This window comes from Parafrankia irregularis, assembly GCF_001536285.1.
GTDB lineage: Bacteria > Actinomycetota > Actinomycetes > Frankiales > Frankiaceae > Parafrankia > Parafrankia irregularis.
Genome location: NZ_FAOZ01000025.1, coordinates 35,532 through 56,104, shown reverse-complemented (window position 1 = coordinate 56,104; position 20,573 = coordinate 35,532). Strand labels below are relative to the sequence as shown.

Annotated in this window: 15 protein-coding genes and 1 pseudogene; 14 read left to right on the top strand and 2 right to left on the bottom strand. The window is 66.2% G+C overall.

The genetic code is table 11. From position 1 onward, the window contains the following. Both AWX74_RS28225 and AWX74_RS28220 read right to left on the bottom strand, forming a co-directional pair. Positions 1-360, bottom strand: a complete 360-nt coding sequence (locus AWX74_RS28225) for an acetone carboxylase subunit gamma (RefSeq protein WP_054571086.1) — start codon at positions 358-360, stop codon at positions 1-3. Further along, on the bottom strand, positions 357-2,285 hold the full coding sequence (locus AWX74_RS28220) for a hydantoinase/oxoprolinase family protein (protein WP_054571087.1): 1,929 nt from the start codon (positions 2,283-2,285) through the stop codon (positions 357-359). The genes AWX74_RS28225 and AWX74_RS28220 overlap by 4 nt, the downstream gene beginning before the upstream one ends. 622 nt (positions 2,286-2,907) lie before the next feature. Between AWX74_RS28220 and AWX74_RS28215 the strand changes: the two are divergent. The 14 genes and pseudogenes from AWX74_RS28215 to AWX74_RS28155 all read left to right on the top strand — a co-directional run. Further along, a pseudogene (locus AWX74_RS28215) lies at positions 2,908-3,555 on the top strand (transposase); the annotation flags it as partial. Between the two features lie 76 nt (positions 3,556-3,631). After that, positions 3,632-4,852, top strand: coding sequence for a tyrosine-type recombinase/integrase (locus AWX74_RS28210; RefSeq protein WP_054571089.1), 1,221 nt, complete (start codon positions 3,632-3,634; stop codon positions 4,850-4,852). After that, on the top strand, positions 4,849-7,287 hold the full coding sequence (locus AWX74_RS28205) for a site-specific integrase (protein ID WP_200931447.1): 2,439 nt from the start codon (positions 4,849-4,851) through the stop codon (positions 7,285-7,287). The genes AWX74_RS28210 and AWX74_RS28205 overlap by 4 nt, the downstream gene beginning before the upstream one ends. A 60-nt stretch (positions 7,288-7,347) precedes the next feature. Further along, positions 7,348-8,133, top strand: coding sequence for a Mu transposase domain-containing protein (locus AWX74_RS28200; protein WP_226931209.1), 786 nt, complete (start codon positions 7,348-7,350; stop codon positions 8,131-8,133). Positions 8,134-8,193: 60 nt separating this feature from the next. Further along, a complete protein-coding gene (gene istB, locus AWX74_RS28195; protein ID WP_054571091.1) occupies positions 8,194-8,967 on the top strand; it encodes an IS21-like element helper ATPase IstB in 774 nt (257 codons plus the stop codon). Between the two features lie 362 nt (positions 8,968-9,329). Next, positions 9,330-9,773, top strand: coding sequence for a hypothetical protein (locus AWX74_RS40895; RefSeq protein WP_131799551.1), 444 nt, complete (start codon positions 9,330-9,332; stop codon positions 9,771-9,773). Between the two features lie 315 nt (positions 9,774-10,088). After that, positions 10,089-10,952 carry a 3-hydroxybutyryl-CoA dehydrogenase gene (locus tag AWX74_RS28190; RefSeq protein WP_054571137.1) on the top strand — a complete coding sequence of 288 codons (864 nt, stop codon included), beginning with the start codon at positions 10,089-10,091 and terminating at the stop codon, positions 10,950-10,952. Positions 10,953-10,994: 42 nt separating this feature from the next. Continuing rightward, positions 10,995-12,158, top strand: coding sequence for an acyl-CoA dehydrogenase family protein (locus AWX74_RS28185; RefSeq protein ID WP_054571092.1), 1,164 nt, complete (start codon positions 10,995-10,997; stop codon positions 12,156-12,158). Between the two features lie 343 nt (positions 12,159-12,501). Next, positions 12,502-13,851, top strand: coding sequence for a crotonyl-CoA carboxylase/reductase (ccrA, locus tag AWX74_RS28180; RefSeq protein WP_054571138.1), 1,350 nt, complete (start codon positions 12,502-12,504; stop codon positions 13,849-13,851). 8 nt (positions 13,852-13,859) lie between these two features. Next, positions 13,860-14,885 carry an HpcH/HpaI aldolase/citrate lyase family protein gene (locus AWX74_RS28175; protein WP_479724503.1) on the top strand — a complete coding sequence of 342 codons (1,026 nt, stop codon included), beginning with the start codon at positions 13,860-13,862 and terminating at the stop codon, positions 14,883-14,885. A 151-nt stretch (positions 14,886-15,036) separates the two neighbouring features. Beyond that, on the top strand, positions 15,037-16,236 hold the full coding sequence (locus AWX74_RS28170) for an acyl-CoA dehydrogenase family protein (RefSeq protein ID WP_054571094.1): 1,200 nt from the start codon (positions 15,037-15,039) through the stop codon (positions 16,234-16,236). A gap of 106 nt (positions 16,237-16,342) precedes the next feature. Next, positions 16,343-16,852 (top strand): MaoC family dehydratase, encoded by a 510-nt coding sequence (locus tag AWX74_RS28165; RefSeq protein ID WP_054571095.1) that lies wholly within the window; start codon positions 16,343-16,345, stop codon positions 16,850-16,852. A 1-nt stretch (position 16,853) separates the two neighbouring features. Continuing rightward, positions 16,854-18,917, top strand: a complete 2,064-nt coding sequence (locus AWX74_RS28160) for a protein meaA (RefSeq protein ID WP_054571139.1) — start codon at positions 16,854-16,856, stop codon at positions 18,915-18,917. A 207-nt stretch (positions 18,918-19,124) separates the two neighbouring features. Further along, positions 19,125-20,432 (top strand): ABC transporter substrate-binding protein, encoded by a 1,308-nt coding sequence (locus AWX74_RS28155; protein ID WP_083473905.1) that lies wholly within the window; start codon positions 19,125-19,127, stop codon positions 20,430-20,432. The last annotated feature ends 141 nt before the right edge of the window (positions 20,433-20,573 follow it).

Sequence of the window (20,573 nt, the reverse complement as noted above, 5' to 3'; positions counted from 1 at the left end):
TTAGCCCTCCACAGCACTCAGGTGACGACGCTTCAGCGAGTCGATGTCGAGTTCGATGTCGTGCGTCAGCGGGTGGCCGGGCGGTAGGTACTCGTTCTCCACCAGTGTTCCGCAGCCCGGGCAGTAGAACTCGACGATCCGACACCAGGCGGGATCGGGGGCGTAGGTAAATTCGTAGCTTTCGTCGAGGATCGGCCGGTGAATCTCCCGGGGATCGCGGTCGTAGACCAGCATCCCAGTCTTGTAGTTCTCGCGGGCGTTCGCGATGTCGTGCCCGCACACCCGGCACATCCATCGCTCGGCCAACAGATCGATCGCGAGATACTCGGTGATGTTCACCGAGGACTGCTGGTCGCTCATCGCTGGGCCTCCATAATCAGGTCGGAGTTGCTGCTCACCCGGAACCCCCACCCGGGCTCAATCAAACAGGTCAGGTAGTCACCCGCGACGAGCGCCGGCCCCTGGGCCCCTTGTCCCGGCTCCAGGTTCTCCGGACGGTAGACCGGCACCTCCTGCTCCTCACCGTCGACGAGGCGGATGCAGCGCGATCCGTCCGCCGTCGCTGGCTGCACGGTGCCGCGCTGGTCGGCCGCTAGTTCGAAGGTCGGCAGCCGACGGGAGGCCCGCACGACCAGCCGGTCAGCCTTGCCTCCCGCGGTGTCAGGAAGCGAACCGCTGGTCCACGCCTCGTCCCGCAGCACGCCACCGGAAATGAATCGATTGCGTGTCTCGAAAGTGCATTCGTCGATGGACACTCCTTCGCCGAACATGTCACGCCGCGCCCGGGCCAGCAGATCGTCTCGGGCCGCACTCACACCGGCGCCGGTGCCGGGCATCGGGACGCTGTACTCGTGCGCCAGGCCGCTGAAGCCGATACCGAAGGCACTAAACACCGCCGACAGATGCGGCACGATCACTCGCGTGATCCCCGCTGCCGTGGCGATTCCGGATGCCAACACGGGGCCCGCGCCGCCGAAAGCCAGCAGCGCGGCATCGCGGGGCTCGCGGCCTGCGGAAGAGATCATCTCCTTGAGCGCGGATCCAGCCATTTCCTCGAACACCCGCAGCACTGCGAGCGCCGCGGCATGGGCGGGGATCGACAACGGCTCCCCGACACGGGTGACCAGGGCCCTCTCCGCACGGGCCAAGTCCAGCTTCAGATCCCCGCCCAGATAATTGTCCGGATCCAGCGCACCCACGATCAGCAGCGCATCGGTCACGGTCGCGTCGGTGCCGCCGCGAGCGAAGCAGGCCGGTCCTGGCGCGGCCCCGACACTGCGCGGACCAATCTGGATCCGACCGTCGACGACCTCGACCACCGAGCTGCCACCCAGCCCGACGCTGCTCAGATCTGGAATGGGCAGCGAGGTCTGCGCCGACTCGACCCGGCCGTGCGCGTGCACCGTTAGGGCCTTGTCCACCACGACCGACACGTCTGTGGTGGTCCCACCGACATCCATCCCGACGAGCACGTCCGCGCCGTAGAGCGAGGCGTAGGCGACGCTGCCCTCCAGCCCGCCACGCGGCCCGGAACCCCACGTCTTCAGCGCGGTCGTCTTGGCGACCCGGGCCGAGTCCCCGTCATTGCGGAAGATCAGCAACGGTCGTGTCAGCCCGTTGGCCTTGCACGCCTTCTCTGCCCCGTAGAGGAAATGCTCCATTCCCGGGTGGAGGTATGAGTTCAGTACCGCGGTCAGCACACGCCGCGCGTCGTCGACGTCGTGCACAAGCTCGTGGGACAGGGTAAAGGGGATAGCGCCCAGCAGGTGCCTCGGGTACCGCTCCAACAGCAGGTTCTTGATCGCCCGCTCTGCATCCACGCTCCGCAGTGCGATCACGATCCGCGATGTCGCCGTCGCCAGCAGCTCGTTGATCGCGGCCGTGAACTCCTCCAAGCCCACCGACCCATCGGCGTCCACCGCGATCCCGACCGGAGGGTGCGGCACCATGGCCTGCCACAGCGATGCGTCGACCAGATTCACAATCCCGTAGACATCCCCCTCCGCACCGCTGTCGACAAGCAATCCGACCGGTGCGCCCTTCCGCTCGACCACGGCGTTCGTGCCCGACGTCGTCGAGTAGCGGAGGTACTCCGTGTCACGCAATAGGCGAGCCATGTCCTCCTCGCCGTACAGACGGTCGGACACGGTCCGCAGCCCATCGACAAAACACTGCGTTAAATCGTGCGGCGTTGTCGGGGTCTTCGCATGCACGACGCGTTCACCGTCCGTCACACAGACGTCGGTGAACGTACCACCGTTGTCGATATTGACAAGGATTCCCATGGGCCCTCCGCCGGCTTGCCGTATGAACTCGGTCACAAGATTCCAGTCATCGAAGGGTGGTTGCACCACTCTTACGGGTGGCTCGCAGGAGGAAATCGGGTGGTCGAGGGCGCTCTACCCGAGGCTGCAGAGCGGCGCCCACCAAGCTCTTTCACGACTAGTGATCGTACGATGACTCGCCGGACAAGGTTCTCGTAGCGCGAGTCCGGAACTGCCGGGCTCAACGCCGAAGGCGGGTACCGGTCGATCACCCTGCGCCGGTGGGTAGCGAGCGATAACGGGGGGCCTCGAGGTCTCGGCCGTGGGTGTAGAGAGGCTCGACCCACACCGAAACCCACAGGCAAAGGTCCCCGACCTACCGGGACAATGAGACTCCGGCGTCGATCCTGGTCGCGTGGAATGCGGGGAGCGTCCGGCGGACGGAATGTCGGCGGCCACGAGATCCTGCCCGGTAACGGCCGTGTGGGTGCCCGCTGGTGGCCGTAGATCTGCCCGCCGGCGGCCCGTTGATCTGCCCGTTGTGGCTGTCTGTTCCGGCCTGTCGTGATCGGTCGGGGTCCCCTTCCCGGTGTGCTGAGCGGTGCCAACCGAGCTCAGTACTGGTCCCGGGAAGGGGACGAGATTGAAGTCTGCCGAGGAGATCATGGAAATTCTTGAGGCGTACGACCTGACAGGGTCGTCGCGTGACGCGGATGAGCTCGCGGGCTGTTCGCATCACACGGTCGGCCGGTATGTCGCGGCCCGTGCCGCGGGTGCGCTGGTGCCGGGTGCGCGGCCGGTCCGGGCGAGTGTGGTGGACCCGTTCCGGGGGAAGATCGAGGAGCTGGTTGAGCGGTCGCGGGGGAAGATCCGCGCGGATGTGGTCCACGACAAGCTCGTGGCCATGGGCTATCCGGGGGCGGCGCGCACGACACGCCGCGCGGTGGCCCAGACGAAGGCGGCGTATGGGGCGGGGCGACGGCGGGTGTTCCGGCCGTGGGTGCCCGAGCCCGGGATGTGGGCTTAGTACGACTTCGGTCAGGGGCCGCGGGTCGGCGGGGCGGGCACGGTGCTGTTCTGTCTGTGGCTGGCGTGGTCGCGGTTCCGGGTGGTGCTGCCTCTGCTGGATCGGGCGGCGCCGACGGTGTTCGCCGCGGTCGACGTGGCGCTGCGTCGGGCCGGTGGGGTGCCGACCTATCTGCTGACGGACAACGAGAAGACCGTGACGGTCGAGCATGTCGCCGGGGTGGCGGTGCGCAACCCTGCCGCGGTCGCGTTCGGCCGGCATTACCCGTTGACTGAACTACGACACGCGTTTGCGCAGGTAGACGGCCTGCGGCGGGGTTGGCTGGTTATGGTCACGGCTCGTGATCGAGGACGAGGAGCTCCAGCGGGACCTCGCGACGTTGGCGGTCGCGCCGGTGGGCGAGTTGCAGGCAACGGGCGACGGGTGGCTGCCGTTCCGGCTGGTTGATCCGGCCGGGGTGCCGGTGGAGGCGGTGTCGGTGTTCTTCCATGACTTGCAGGCGGCGGGGCGGTCGGAAGCGACACTGCGCTCCTATGGGATGGACCTGCTGCGCTGGTTCCGGTTCCTGTGGGCGATCGGTGTCGGTTGGGAGCGCGCAGGCCGGGTGGAAGCGCGGGACTTCTGCCGGTGGATGCAGGTCGCGGGTAAGCCTGCCCGAGCGCACTGGCGTCACCCGGAGGTCAGGCCGGCACCGGCCGCGACGGTGGTGCCCTATGCGCCGTCGGTGCGCGCGCACGCCGAGACGGTGCTGCGCGGCTTCTACGACTTCCACCTGGACGCTGGCAGCGGGCCGCTGATGAACCCGTTTCCGTTGGACCGGGCGCGGCGGGGCCGGCGGGCGCACGCGCATCACAACCCGATGGAGCCTTACCGCGACGAGCGCACGGGGCGGTATCGGCCAACGGTGCCGTCCCGCGTGCCCCGGGCGGTCCCGGACGCGGAGTTCAACGAGATCTTCGCGAGGCTGCCGTCGCACCGGGACCGGGCGTTGGTGGCGTTCTACATATCGACCGGGGCGCGGGCCTCGGAACTGTTGTCGGCCACCCAGGGTGGTGTCGACCCTGGCCGGCAGCTGATCGCGGTGGTCCGCAAGGGCAGCCGGGTGGTCCAGGAACTGCCCGCCTCGACGGACGCGTTCGTGTGGCTGCGGCTCTACCAGGCGCAGTTCGAGGGGCTGGTGCCCCGGGGGCGCCGGCAACCGCTGTGGTGGACGGTCCGCGCACCACTGACGCCGTTGAATTACCACGCAGCGCACCGAATATTCGAGCGGGCGGTCGCTGCGGCGGGCAGCGCGGCGACCCTGCACGCACTGCGGCACACGGCCGCCTACCGGATGGCCGAGGATCCGCACCTGCCGCTGACCGATGTCCAGTTCGTCCTCGGCCACGCGCTGCTGACCACGACCCAGATCTACGTCACCCCACGCCAGGAGGCGGTCGTCCGCCGGGTCCTGGCGCACCACGCGCAGCAGACCGCCAAGGCCGCCGAGCGGGTGATCCCGTCTCCGGCGCCGGGCTACCGGCCCGAGACGCTGCGGGTGCTCTTCGGCGGCGCGCCGTGACAGCCGCGACGGTTCTCAAGGAACCGGCGGCCGGTCCGGTGGCCCACACGACAGTGGCGCCGCTGCCCGGCCTGGGCACCGCCCGGCCGGTCGGGGCCGGCTGGCCGATGACCAGGCTCAGCCGCGATGAGGCGTGGGGATTGCTGATCGGCGCGCCGTTCGGCCCGGCCGATGCCGGCCGGGTGAAGGGCTATCAGGCCGGGGTGGGCCTGATGCTCGACTGGCTGGCCTCCCAGCCGGGCACCAGCTGGCAGGAACGCTGGCTGTCCAGCGGCGCTGGCTCCGACGGCCGGCGCTGGCGGCACCTCCCGACGGCCTGGCTGGCCGGGCGGGCCGGCTCGGGTTCCTTGCACGACTGGTTCTTCCGAGCGCTGTCGACCGCGATCGGCGCCGACCTTTTCCGGCCGTCGCTGGACTGGCTCGTCACCGCCAGCTTCCGCCGCGGCGCGCTACCGAACATCATGGCGCAGTGCCGCGACAGCGCGGGGTTCGAGCGACTGCGGTCGCTGTGCTCGGCTGAGCCGGACGTGGCACCGGCTGCGGCGACCCGCACCGCCTACCGCGCCGCGCTCATCCTCGCAGCCAAGGGCGGGACGATCGGCGACATCACCACCGGCGACGTCCTGGAACTGCTCGACATCGAGGCGCGGGAGCACGGCACCGCGGTCGGCGCGACGCACATGTTCTACCGGGTCCTGCACGCCATGGGCGTCTTCGGTGACCAGGCGCCCAAGAGCCTGCGGGAGTTGCGGACCTCCGGGCAACGCACCTGCGACCAGATGATCGACCGCTACGGGCTCGTCTGCCGCCCCGTCCGGGACCTGCTGGTCGACTACCTGAGGGAACGCCAACCCGCTCTCGACTACACCAGCCTCGAGTCGCTGGCGCATTACCTCGGTGGGCTGTTCTGGGCCGACCTGGAACGCCATCATCCCGGCATCGACAGCCTGAACCTGCCCGTCGAGGTCGCCGAGGCGTGGAAGCAGCGGCTGCGCACGGTCTCCCGGATGTCCAAGGGCGCTGATGGCCGCACCGTCGAGACCCGCGCCCCGCGGATCAACTACCGCGAATGCCTGACCCCGGTCCGTGCCTTCTACCTCGACCTGGCGCACTGGGCCGTGGAGGACCCGGCACGCTGGGGGCCGTGGGTCGCGCTCTGCCCGGTCGGCAGCGAGGAGATCAACCGGAAGAAGGACAAACGCCACCGCAAGTCCCGCATGGACGCTCGGACTCGCGAACGGCTGCCCGTCCTGCCGGTCCTGACCCGCACGGTCGCCGAGCGCCGCGCGCAGGCCGCGGCGCTGCTCGACGCCGCGCGCCCGACACCGGCTGGGAAGTCGTTCACCGCGGCCGGGCAGACCCTCATACGGATCGTCCCGCGCCGCTCCGCGGCCGCCAAGGTCTGGGTCGAGGACCCTGCCGGCGGCCGGCGACGCGATCTTGGCCGCGAGGAGGAGCACGCGTTCTGGGCCTACGCCGCCGTCGAGGTGCTGCGTCACACAGGCATCCGCGTCGAGGAACTGACGGAACTCTCCCACCACAGCCTCGTGCAATACCGGCTGCCGACCACCGGCGAGATCGTCCCGTTGTTGCAGATCGCTCCGTCCAAGACCGACGCCGAACGCCTGCTTGTCGTCAGCCCCGAACTCGCCGAGGTCCTCAGCTCGATCATCAGCAGGGTCCGCAGCGAACGAGGCGCGATTCCGCTGGTCGCCGCCTACGACGACCGCGAACGTCTCTGGTCACCGCCCCTGCCCCTGCTCTTCCAGCGCAGGGTCGGCTTCGAGCCCCGTTCGATCAACGCCGGGGCCATCCGCGACCTGCTCGGCGCTGCGCTGATCCACACAGGGCTGGTCGATCCCACGACCGGCCAGTCCCTGCGGTTCACCCCGCACGACTTCCGTCGGCTGTTCATCACCGAGGCCATCCTCGGCGGGCTGCCGCCACACATCGCCCAGGTGATCGCCGGCCACCGCGACATCAACACCACCATGGGTTACAAGGCGGTCTATCCCGACGAGGCGATCCAGTCCCACCTGGCCTTCCTCCGCCGGCGGCGCGCCCTGCGCCCGACCGAGGAATACCGCGTCCCGACTGACGAGGAGTGGCAGGAGTTCCTCGGCCACTTCGAACGGCGCAAGGTCTCCATCGGCACCTGCGGACGGGCGTTCGCCTCGGCCTGCATCCACGAGCACGCCTGCGTCCGGTGCGCGCTCCTCTGGCCCGATCCCGCGCAACGGACGCGCCTCGTCGAGATCCGTGACAACCTGGTCGCCCGCATCGCCGAGGCCGAACGTGAAGGCTGGCTCGGTGAGGTCGAAGGGCTCCGCGTCAGCCTCGCCGGCGCCCAGGACAAACTCGTCCAACTTGACCGCCAGACCCGCCCCACGGCAGCCACTCACCTGGGACTCCCCAACCGGCCAGCAACCCGCTGAGCAGCCGGGCATACGGGACAGGCACCCTTCGAGATCAAGTTCAGAGAATACGGGTTGACGGTGGCGACGTGTCTGCCGGCGGATCCGCAGACCAGGGGCGGGTCGGAGGCGACGGTGCGGATCGCGAAGGCGGATCTGGTCCCGACGGAGGCGAACCTGCGCGCGGGCTATGGGGCGTTCGCCGAGCTGGAAGCCGCCTGCGAGCTGTTCTGCGCGCAGGTCAACGCCCGGCCGCACCGGGCGGCCCGCCGTCCCCCCGCTCAGATGTTGGCTGAGGAGCGGGCGCGGTTGCATCCGCTGCCGGTCCGGCCGTTCGCCGTGCTGCTCGGGGCGGCGCGTCGGGTCGGGTCGACCACGGCGCTGGTCAGTTTCGAGGGTGGGCAGTACTCGGTGCCGCACGGGCTGGCCGGTCAGGTCGTGCGGGTCCGCCGGCACGGCGAGCAGATCGTCATCACCCATCTCGGCGGCGACGGGCCGGTCGAGGTCGCCCGCCACCGGGGCACCACGGCGGGCAGCCCGGCGTTGGACGAGACGCACTTCCCACCCGACCCGGCCAGGCCCGCCGCCCGGTCACCCCGTCCTCGTTCCGCCTGCGAGGCGGAGTTCTGCGCGTTGGGGGACGGAGCGAGGCTCTGGCTCGTCGAAGCCGCGACCGCGGGGACGTCCCGGATGCGGGTGAGATGGCCGAGGCCGTCACTCTCGCGGGTCTGCAAGGGCCCAGCGTCGTCGACCGGGCACTCGGCGTCGCCGCGACCGCCGGCCGGTTCACCGACGGCGACCTGGCCGCGATCCTCACCCACCAGGCCACCGCCGCCCCCGGCCCGGCCCGGCCAGCCAGGCCGGTGAGGGCCACGCCCTGGCCCAGGGCACCGCCGGCTGGAACGCCCTCGGCGCCGGAGGCAACCAGTGAACACCGTCTCCGCCCCACCGCTGCCCGACGACCTCGACACCCTGCTGCGCCGGCTGCGACTGCCGCACGTCCGCCGGCACGCCCCCGAGGTGCTGGCCACCGCGAAAGCCCAACGCTGGGAACCAGCAGAGGTCCTCCGCGCCCTGTTCACCGCCGAAGCCGACGGCCGTGACCGCGCCGGGCTGGCCACCCGCAGGGCCCGCGCCGGGTTCCCCACCGGCAAGACGTTCGACGCCTGGGACCCAGCCGCCTCCTCGATCCCCGCCCCGACCCAGCAGGCCCTGCAAACCCTGGAATGGGTCCACCGCCGGGAGAACCTCGTCATCGCCGGCCCCGCCGGCACCGGCAAGACGTTCCTGCTCGAAGCCCTCGGCCAGACCGCCGTCGAGGCCGGGCTGCACGTCGCCTGGTTCACCCTCGAAACCCTCGGTGTCCTCGTCCGCGCCCACCGCGCCGACGACACCGTCACCAAGGCCGTCGAGAAGATCCTGCGCGCCGACCTGGTCATCGTCGACGACATCGGTCTGCTCCCCGTCGGACCCGACGCTGCCGAAGGCCTCTACCGGCTCGTGGACGCCGCCTACGAGAAGCGCTCGATCGCGGTCTCCTCGAACCTGCACCCCGCTGGCTTCGACGAGATCACGCCCAAGACCCTCGCGACCGCGACCGTCGACCGGCTCCTGCACCACGCCCACCTCTGCCAGACCAGCGGCGACAGCGTCCGCCTCGCTCAAGCCCTCGCCGGCAAGGGGGCGAAAGCCCTGGCCTGACACAAAGGCCGCGCCGAAACGGTGGCCGCCAGTGGGCAGACCTGGTGGCCACCACCGGGCCGGAACCATGACCGCCACCGGGCCGTTCTCAATGGCCCTTGACAACGGAACGACTGACACTGTAACCATCCAGACACTCGTGGTAGCAGGGACCGCTGCCACCCGTTTTCCCGCCACTGGCCACCCGAAAGGGTGGTGCGACCATGCATGCCTACTGTCAGGATTGTGACCGACATCATCCGTCGTGGCGGCTTGGGACTCGCTTCCCCCTCCCACAAGCAAAAGAGGCCTAGGTGAGAGTAGACGATAAAAATCAATTTGACGGAAAGGTGCCAACCAACACATCAGGTGCGTACTATCGCATGCCCATTCAGTACCAAAAATTCTCGGTTTCGGCACTCCGTTCTTGCGCTTCACGCATCAACCAGCCCCAGCACGAGCGGGCTGAGCCGACCGCTATTTTCGGCGCAGTCCCTTCGATAGCCGAAATATCAGGTGTGAGGGCGGCCGGCAGCGACCCCGTCCCCCAATCACTACGAGGGGCCGTCTTTGCCGCTAGGATGAGCCAGCTCATTTCACCTTCACATCTGGCCGAGCTCCTTGGAGCGTTTTCCCCTCCCATCGACCCGGAGTCACCGGAGTGGTGCGCCCTGAAGGCCGCGCTCGACGCCTATGACCACGCCACATACACCTACATCGATCTCGAGGTGGCTCGTACTGCGGTCAACGTAGCCGCCAACGCCGTCATCGGCTGCTCACGGGGCTCTGTCGCGTCTGAAACCACAGTGCCGATAGCTACGGACTGAAATGCATCTCGACCGCGGAAAGAAGAACGACCACGACACGCGCTAGCTAGGTTGCCGCCCGCTGGCCCTTGCGCGACGGCGTGACCGCGTGGCGCCCCAGCGGTCGTGTTTCACATCAACCGCGGCGACGGCTTAGCCGACGAGCGGGAGCGGCTGTTCGGACAGCCCGATCACGGTCCGTTTTCGGTCCGACTGTCGGGCCCGTCTGGTGTTCTTCCAGCCGGCCGGGCTGTCAACGCCCACGTAACTGTCGTGGAGCCGGTTCGGAGAATGCGATCACGTCTGTGGGGAAGCGAAGCAAGGGAGATGACGGTGATGGTCGAGATCCGCAAAGTGGGCGTTGTCGGATGCGGTCTGATGGGTTCCGGGATCGCCGAAGTGTGTGTCCGTGCAGGGTTGGACGTGCTGGTGCGGGAGGTGGACGAGGCCGCCTGCCGGGCAGGCCGGGCGCGGATCACGGTATCGCTAGACCGGGGAGTGCGTGGCGGGAAACTTAGCGAACAGGACCGGGCTGCGGCATTGAAACGGCTCACGTTCACCGCCGACTTGGGGGACTTCACCGATCGGCAGTTCGTGGTCGAGGCCATCGCGGAGAACGAGCAAGTCAAGACCGAGGCCTTCCGAGTGCTCGACAAGGTCGTCGAAGACGATGAGGCCATCTTCGCGTCGAACACCTCCGCCATCCCCATCATGAAGCTAGGGATCGCGACGGCACGGCCAGAACAGGTGATCGGCGTCCACTTCTTCAATCCGGTGCCGGTGCTGAAACTAGTCGAGTTGGTGCCCTCTCTGCTGACTAGTGAACATACTCAGCGCCGCGCCGAGGAGTTCGTGGTCGGACCGTTGAGTAAGCGGATTATCCGCTCGCAGGACCGCGCTGGATTCGTCGTCAACGCGTTGCTGGTACCCTACCTGCTGTCTGCGATCCGGATGCTGGAGTCGGGGTTTGCCTCGGCGGAGGACATCGACAGCGGGATGGTCTTGGGCTGCGCCCACCCGCTGGGACCGCTGCGCCTGATCGACCTGATTGGGCTGGCAACCGTCAAGGCCATTGCCGAGTCGATGTACGACGAGTTCAAACAGCCTCACTATTCCCCGCCGCCGCTACTTCTGCGCATGGTGGATGCAGGTCTGCTTGGAAAAAAAAGTGGTCATGGTTTCTATAACTACTCCTCCTAGCATCCATCGACAATTCTTACGATCTTGAGGGCGTTTGCCATCGTGAACTCTGGTTTTGATCTGTATAGGCTGGCCGAGGAACACTGGGCGCTCCGTGAGGCGGTCCGCGCGCTCGCAGACAAGGAGATCGCGCCGCATTCGGCCGATGTGGACGAGCAGGAGCGTTATCCTCGCGAGGCGCATGAGGCGCTGGTCCGTTCTGGTTTCGCCGCGGTGCATGTTCCGGAGGCGTACGGCGGGCAGGGCGCGGACTCGGTAGCCACTTGCATCGTCATCGAAGAGGTCGCGCGCGCCTGCGCCTCGTCGTCGCTGATTCCCGCGGTGAACAAGCTGGGTACGATGCCGATCTTGCTTTCCGGGTCGGAGAGCTTGAAACAGCTGGTTCTACCCCCGATCGCCGCCGGTGAGGCGACCGCGTCGTACGCGCTGTCCGAACGTGAAGCCGGCTCGGACACAGCCTCCATGCGAACACGCGCACGTCTGGATGGCGATCACTGGGTCCTCAACGGCACAAAGACCTGGATCACGAACGCCGGCGAGTCCACCTGGTACACGGTCATGGCGGTCACCGACCCGGGCGCGGCGAAGCCAGCCGACGGCATCTCCGCGTTCGTCGTCCACGCCGAGGATCCCGGTTTCGAGGTGGGATCCAAGGAGCGCAAGCTCGGGATCAAGGGATCCCCGACCCGGGAGATCCATTTCGTCAACTGCACGATCCCGACCGACCGGATCGTCGGTGAGCCCGGCACCGGCCTTCGCACCGCCCTGGCCACTCTCGACCACACCCGGCCCACGATCGGCGCCCAGGCATTGGGTATTGCCCAGGGGGCTCTGGACGCGTCCATCGCCTACGTGAAGGAGCGCCGCCAGTTCGGCCGGGCGATCGCCGACAACCAGGCCGTGCAGTTCATGCTCGCCGATATGGCGATGAAGATCGAGGCAGCCCGGCACATGGTGTACGTCGCCGCCGCCCGCGCCGAACGCGGCGAGGCGAACCTCGGCTTCATCACCGCCGCCGCGAAATGCTTCGCCTCCGATGTGGCCATGCAAGTGACGACGGACGCTGTCCAGCTCTTCGGTGGCGCTGGTTACACTCGCGACTTCCCGGTCGAGCGCATGATGCGCGACGCTAAGATCACGCAGATCTATGAAGGCACCAATCAGATTCAACGGCTTGTCATGTCTCGCGCGCTCCTGCGCGGTTAGCGCCGTCTTCTGCGCGTGAGGCTGTGATTTGCGGTGATGGCCGCATCGATCCAGAGTTTTAGCCGCTGGCCTGGGACGGCGGGCCATCTATGGAGAACAAGGCCAGTTGTACTGCCCATGAGCCTGGCAACAGGGGACGACGGTGAAAGTAGGGCGAGCACTTGGGATCGGTGTGGATTTTCATATCTGCGCCGGCCGGGAGGAGGTCCTCTTGTTTTGCGCATCTTCCTGTTGATTTGGCCCCAAGCGCGAAGAGAAGATGCGCGACTATCCTTCTAGAATCTGCAGCTCTATCTATTCTCCCCGCGCTCGGAAGTAACGTCTGCCAGGAGGCAGAATGAGCATGAAGGACATCGTCGAGGTGATCTTGGCGCAGACCCTCCGCAGTGACGCCCGGGAAGTAGAGTTCAGCGCCCTTTCGGTGCCCGAAACCTACCGGGGAGTTGTTGTCCGCAAGGACGAGGTCGAAATGTTCGAGGGCCGGGCTTCCCGGGACAAGGATCCGCGGGAGTCCCTGCACGTGGACGAGGTGGCGACCCCGGAAATCGGGCCGGGTGAGGCCTTAGTGGCGGTGATGGCGTCGGCCGTAAACTACAATACTGTGTGGACGTCGATCTTCGAGCCGGTGTCGACATTCGGGTTCCTCGAGCGCTACGGGCGTACCTCGCCGCTGGCGCGGCGGCACGACCAGCCGTACCACGTGGTCGGTTCGGACCTAGCCGGTGTGGTACTACGGACGGGTCCTGGGGTGCATGCTTGGTCGCCTGGAGACGAGGTCGTCGCGCACTGCCTGTCGGTGGAGCTGGAACGCCCCGAAGGTCATAACGACACGATGTTGGACCCCGAACAGCGGATCTGGGGGTTCGAGACGAATTTCGGTGGGCTCGCCGAGCTCGCGTTAGTCAAGGCCAACCAGCTGATGCCCAAACCAGAGCACCTGAGTTGGGAGGAGGCGGCGGCGCCCGGACTGGTGAATTCGACCGCCTACCGCCAGCTCGTCTCGACCAACGGCGCGAACATGAAGCAGGGCGACGTCGTGCTCATCTGGGGCGCCTCCGGCGGCTTGGGCTCGTATGCAACTCAGCTGGCGCTGCGCGGCGGTGCGATCCCGGTCTGTGTGGTCTCGTCGCCAGCCAAGGCGGAGATCTGCCGTTCGCTGGGTGCCGAGCTCATCATCGACCGTGCCGCGGAGGGCTACCGGTTCTGGTCCGACGACGAGACCCCGGACCCGAAGGAATGGCAGCGGTTCGGCAAGCGGATCCGCTCGCTCACCGGAGGCGACGACCCCGACATCGTCTTCGAGCATCCCGGCAGAGAGACGTTCGGTGCCTCGGTCTACGTAGCGCGGCGCGGCGGCACGATTGTCACCTGTGCCTCGACCAGCGGCTTCCTACACAGCTACGACAACCGCTACTTGTGGATGAATCTCAAACGGATCGTCGGGTCGCACTTCGCGAACTACCGCGAAGCGTGGGAAGCGAATCGGCTCATCGCCCGGGGGCTGATCCACCCGACCCTGTCGCGGGTCTACCCGTTGGCCGAAACCGGGCAGGCCGCCCACGATGTCCACCGCAACACCCACCAGGGCAAGGTCGGTGTGCTCTGCCTCGCCCCGACCGAGGGACTCGGAGTCCGCGATGCGACCGCCCGGGCCCGTCACCTCACCGCGATTAACCGCTTCCGTGGCATGTAATTTAAATTTTGAATGTTCCACCGCTAACCCTGACGGTTTCTTCTCCAGCGAACGAACGGAATCGAAAGGAATGCGATCCTGCTATGCCTCTGGGTGTTCGCCGGTCCTGTCTGGCTGTTCCCGCTTCGAATCCGAAGATGCTCGGCAAAGCTCAGGGTCTGCCGGCCGACCAGATCTTCTGTGATCTTGAGGACTCCGTCGCTCCGCTGGCCAAGGAGCCTGCGCGCGGGAATGTCGTCGCGGCGTTGAACGAGGGTAACTGGACGGGCAAGACGCGGGTGGTCCGAGTGAACGACCTGACCACGAAATGGACGTATCGGGATGTCATCACGGTGGTCGAGGGTGCCGGGGAGAATCTGGACTGTGTGATGTTGCCGAAGGTGCAGACTGGTGCACAGGTGCAGTGGCTTGATCTGCTGCTTACGCAGATCGAGGAGGTGATGGGCCTGGAGGTCGGGCGGATCGGCATCGAGGCGCAGATCGAGAATGCGCTCGGTCTGTCGAACGTGAAGGAGATCGCGTTCGCCAGCCCTCGCATCGAGACGATCATCTTCGGTCCGGCGGACTTCATGGCCTCGGTGAACATGCCGTCACTGGTGGTCGGCGCGTTGAGCCCGCACTATCCCGGGGACCAGTTCCACTACGTCCTGTTCAAGATTCTGGAGGCGGCGCGGGCGCGCGGGGTGCAGGCGATCGACGGGCCTTACCTGCATATCCGGGACGTGGACGGGTTCGGTGAGGTTGCCAGGAAGTCCGCCGCGCTGGGCTACGACGGCAAGTGGGTGCTGCACCCGGGGCAGATCGAGGCTGCAAACGAGATCTACGCGCCCCGGCAGGAGGACTACGACCACGCCGAACTGATCCTGGACGCCTACGCCTGGCACACCTCCGCCGAAGGTGGCCTGCGGGGGGCGGTAATGCTCGGCGACGAGATGATCGACGAGGCGAGCCGGAAGATGGCCGAGGTCATAGCGGGCAAGGGCCGCGCCGCAGGACTGCGGCGCGCCGCCAAGTTCGAACCCCCCACCAGTTGACCGTTCTCTCCCCCTGACGGACCACCTCGTCCGGTGACCGCGGCCTAAGCCCCGGGACGCGGACCCACCGGGCGGGGTGGCTCCACTACCGGCGGTCAGCGGACTCCTCCGAGCGCACAGGTCTCGGGGCTAAAAGGACTGGAGTTTTCAGATGGGCAGGGTCGCGCAGACCGACGGTCTTACCGACACGCAGGCCGACATCCTGGCCGCGGTGCGCACCTTCGTGGACAAGGAGATCCTTCCGTACGCGAACGACCTCGAGCACAAGGATGAGTTCCCCGAGGCGATCGTGGCAGCCATGAAGGAGATGGGCCTGTTCGGGATTACCATCCCCGAACAGTACGGGGGACTCGGCGAGTCGCTGCTGACCTACGCCCTTGTCGTCGAGGAGATCGCCCGCGGGTGGATGAGCGTCTCCGGTGTCATCAACACTCATTTCATCGTCGCCTACCTAATTCTCCAGCACGGCACCGAGGAACAGCGCGCCCGCCTGCTGCCGAAGATGGCCACGGGTGAGATCCGCGGTGCGTTCTCGATGAGCGAACCGGGCTGCGGCTCCGACGTGGCCGCCATCACCACCAGAGCCGACCGCGACGGCGACGACTACCTCCTGACGGGAACGAAGATGTGGCTGACCAACGGCGCCCGCGCCGGTGTGGTCGCGACCCTAGTGAAGACCGACGAAGGCGCCGACTCGGTCTACCGGAACATGACCACCTTCCTGCTGGAGAAGGAACCCGGGTTCGGCACCCACGGCGGCATCACCATACCCGGCAAGCTCGACAAGCTGGGCTACAAGGGCGTCGAGACCACCGAGATGATCCTGGACAACCATCGAGTGTCGGAGGCGAGCGTTCTCGGTGGCCCAGCGGGTGCCGGCCAGGGTTTCTACCAGATGATGGATGGTGTCGAGGTCGGCCGGGTCAATGTCGCTGCCCGCGCCTGCGGGATCATGATCCGGGCGTTGGAGTTGGCGATCGCCTATTCCCAGCAGCGCCGTACCTTCGGCCACCGGATCGCCGACCACCAGGCCATCGCGTTCAGACTCGCGGACATGGCCACCAAGGTCGAGGCCGGGCATCTGATGATGGTCCACGCGGCCCGCAAGAAGGACGGCGGGCAGCGCAACGACGTCGAGGCCGGGATGGCCAAGTATCTCGCCAGCGAGTACTGCCACGAGGTCACCACCGAATCGTTTCGGATCCACGGCGGCTACGGCTACTCCAAGGAGTACGAGATCGAACGCCTTTACCGCGAGGCCCCGTTCATGCTCATCGGTGAAGGCACCTCCGAGGTCCAGAAGTTGATCATTAGTCGGGCGCTGCTCAACGAATACAGACTGCCTCGGTAGCTCATTCACCACGCCCGCTGCCCGTCCAGCGGCCCGGCCGGACCACTGGACGGGCAGCTGAGACTTCTCGCCGCCATGCTACTCCGAGAGAGAACGTGAGGGATTCATGCAGTTCGGCCGGTACTACGAAGACTTTGAGGTCGGTGTCGTCTACAAGCACTGGCCCGGAAAAACCGTGACTGAATACGATGACCACTTTTTCTGCTTGCTAACGATGAACCATCATCCGTTACACATCGACGCGAACTACGCTGAGCAGGCTACGCAGTTCAAACGCAACGTAGTGGTTGGGAATTACGTCTACTCCTTACTGCTCGGAATGTCCGTTGCTGACGTTTCGGGCAAGGCGATCGCAAACCTCGAGGTCACCTCGCTGCGGCATGTGGCCCCCGTCTTCCATGGTGACACCCTCTACGGCCGGTCGACCGTCCTGGACAAGAACGAGTCGAAGAGCAAGGGCGATCGCGGCATCGTGACGGTCGAGACCCGCGGTCACAACCAGGACGGCGTTCTGGTCTGCGTCTACAAGCGCAAGGTCATGGTGCCCAAGCGGGCGCACGGACAGAGGCGTGGCGGCGAGCAGCCCGGCCGTCCCGAGCCCCGTTCGGGAGGCTGAGGTGGCAGGTGCGCCTGAGGGTGGGCGTTCGGGGTTCGATCAGTCCAAGGCCGTCCGATCTGAGCGGGACCGGCCGTGGATTATCCGCACATATGCGGGGCATTCGAGCCCGGTGGAGAGCAATGCTTTGTACCGGCAGAATCTGGCGAAGGGGCAGACAGGGCTGTCGGTGGCGTTCGATCTACCGACCCAGACCGGGTATGATCCTGATCATGTTCTCGCCAGGGGCGAGATCGGGAAGGTGGGGGTGCCGATCGCGCATCTGGGTGACATGCGGGCGTTGTTCGATCGGATCCCGCTCGCACGGATGAACACGTCGATGACGATCAACGCGACGGCGATGTGGTTGTTCGCGCTGTACCAGGTCGTCGCGGAGGAGCAGGGCGCGCAGCCTGACGAGCTCACGGGTACGACGCAGAACGACATCATCAAGGAGTACCTGTCGCGGGGAACGTACGTGTTTCCGCCCGGGCCGTCGCTGCGACTGATCACCGATCTGATCGCCTACACCGTGGTCGAGGTCCCCCGGTGGAACCCGATCAACATTTGCAGCTATCACCTGCAGGAGGCCGGCGCGACACCGGTGCAGGAGATCGCCTATGCGATGTGCACGGTGATCGCGGTGCTGGACGCGGTCGTCGCGTCCGGCCAGGTGCCGCAGGACCGGATCGGCGAGGTGTGCGCCCGGATGTCGTTCTTCGTGAACGCCGGTGTGCGGTTCGTCGAGGAGATGTGCAAGATGCGCGCGTTCGGGGTGCTGTGGGACGGACTGTTGCGCACCAGGTACAAGGTGGTGGACCCTGCGCAGCGCCGGTTCAGGTACGGGGTACAGGTCAACTCCCTCGGACTGACCGAGGCGCAGCCGGAGAACAATGTCACCCGGATCGTACTCGAGGCCCTCGGCGTCACCCTGTCGAAGGGTGCCCGGTGCCGAGCGTTGCAGCTCCCGGCATGGAACGAGGCCTTGGGGCTGCCGCGGCCGTGGGACCAGCAGTGGTCGCTACGCATCCAGCAGATCCTCGCCTACGAGACCGACCTGCTGGAATACGAAGACCTCTTCGACGGCTCGGTCGTCGTAGAGAAACGGGTCGCCGAGCTGGTCGACGCCGCTACCGAGGAGATTGACCGGGTCCAGGCAATGGGTGGCGCGGTCGCGGCGGTTGAGAGCGGATACATGAAGTCCCAGCTGGTAAACTCCCAGGCTGCGCGGCGGGCACGGATCGAATCCGGGCAGGACACCGTGGTCGGCGTGAACCGGTACACCGAGACCGAACCGAACCCGCTATTGGCGGACCTAGACACGGCGGTGCAAACTGTCGACCCGGCCGTGGAGAGCGCCGCCGGGACCCGGATCGCCGCCTGGCGCGCCGGTCGGGACGCCACTGCAGTCGGTGAGGCTCTACTGAGGCTGCAGGCGGCTGCGAAGACCGACGCCAACCTGGTGCCTGCGACGCTAGCCTGCGCCCGAGCCGGAGTGACGACTGGAGAGTGGGCAGGGGTCTTACGCGAGGTGTTCGGAGAGTACCGGGCCCCGACCGGCGTGTCGGCCGCAGCCGCAACCGCGGGTGGCGCGGAACTGGCCGAAGTACGCGATCTCGTCGCCCGTACTAGCGATGCGCTCGGCCGGCGGCTCCGGCTACTCATCGGAAAACCGGGCCTGGATGGACACTCCAACGGAGCTGAGCAGATCGCCGTACGGGCCCGCGATGTCGGTTTCGAAGTCGTCTACCAGGGTATCCGGCTCACCCCAGCACAGATCGTCGCCGCCGCTGTCGAGGAAGACGTCCACCTGGTCGGCCTGTCCGTGCTCTCCGGATCGCACATGGATCTCATACCCGAAGTGCTCACCGGGCTTCGCACCGCCGGGCTGGGGGACGTGCCGGTCGTGGTCGGCGGGATCATCCCGACCAGCGACATACAGCAGCTGATCGCGATGGGAATAACGTCGGTCTACACACCCAAAGACTACGGCTTGACCAATATTATGTACGACATTGTTAATATCGTCCGCACCGCCCGCGGCCTCCACAGTGAGGTGCCACCTGTTTCTCGGATACCAGTGTAGGGGTCAACGCTATCTCGCTGCACCACCTGCGAGGCCAGGGCTCTTGGCCACCAACGGTGTCGCGCATCTTGCCGCCTGTCGGGAAGTGTCAGAATCACCTAAAGACTATGCTCCCATTCTCCCAGACCAGAACGACTAGTAAATGCGGTCGCGAAATTGGATAATGACAGGAAATTGCACCGGAACTCAGCGCAAGGTCGTCAGGAAATGCTTGAGGGAAGTCCGTCGACGCTGAACGTCACGATAGATCTGAAACAGAATTGTAGCACCGCCGCGATTGCCCTACCTGGACGGTCATCGCTATTACGGCTGACTGCGCTGATTCTTATTCTGTGTGGCTTGGTCGGACTGGCTGCGTGCACCGGTTCGGAGGACTCCGCCGGAGCGGCTACCTGCGCCGCACCGGGCATAACTGAGACCGAGATTAAGGCCGGCATTCTGTTCCCTGACACCGGGCCTTTTTCGCACAGCATGCATGCGTTCCGGGCGGGGATTGAGGCTCGTCTTGGTGAAGCGAACAGCGCAGGCGGCGTCAACGGGCGGAAGATTGTCGCCGTTTGGCGGGACGACGCCTCCACTCCCCAGCTGAATCTCACCGCGGCCCGCGAACTCATTCAGAAGGAAGAAGTCTTCGGCATCATGGAAGGACTGGGTGCGGTCTCCGGCTCAGCCCAGTACCTCGCAGATCTGGACGTACCGGTCATCGGACTAGGAGCCGAACCCGCCTGGGTGACCCACGAAAACATGTTTACATGGCATAATTATACACATTCGACCGGATCGTCGACCGTCTGGGGGGATTTTATCCGTAGTGCGGGGGGAACTCGGGCCGCCGTGGTGGACGTAGCGTTGAACGAAGCGGTACAAGAATACCATCGGCAGCTCGTTGAGAGTCTAAGGGTGGCCGGTGTCAGCGTGGACATAGACTCTGAAGTGACCGCCGAGACAACCGGCTTCGGGGCGTTGGCCAGACAGATGAAGGAGGCGAACATCGACGCCATTACCGGCGTCGTTACCCCGGACGTCCTCGCTCAGATCATCCCCGCGGTCCGTGCCGCCGGCGTGAACCTCAGGACGGTACTCCTCTCGCTCGGCTACGACCGGGATCTGCTAACACAATTCGGCCCAGTCTTAGCCGGCACGACAATCTACATCAGCTTCCTCCCGTTTGAGCTGAACACCCCCGCACATCAGCGGCTGCTCACCGCGATGGCTCACCACTCTTCGCAGAGCGAGGTGCCGGAGCAGGAAAGCGCCGTGTTCGGCTGGTTGTCCGCGGACCTATTTCTACGCGGGCTGCAAACCGCCGGCGCATGTCCGAACCGCCAGTCGTTCATCCAAGGCTTGCGCGCCGTGCACGACTACGACGGCGCCGGGCTACTCCCCGCGCCGGTGGATCTCGCAAAAGACCGGGACCAACTCGCCGACTGCTACTACTTCGTGCGTGTCAGCGACGACGGCAGACAATTCGTACCACTACAATCTGCAGCCCGTTGCGGTAGCCCGATCAACTGAACATTCAATAGATTGGTCAAGTGCGGTGCCCTGTAACTGACAATGCCACTTCCACCAACCGGATCCTGGCGATCGTCGGTGCGGCGGTTCCGGTTGTTCTGTCTGGTTGCCGGCACGATCGGAATGTGTGGCAGACATTGA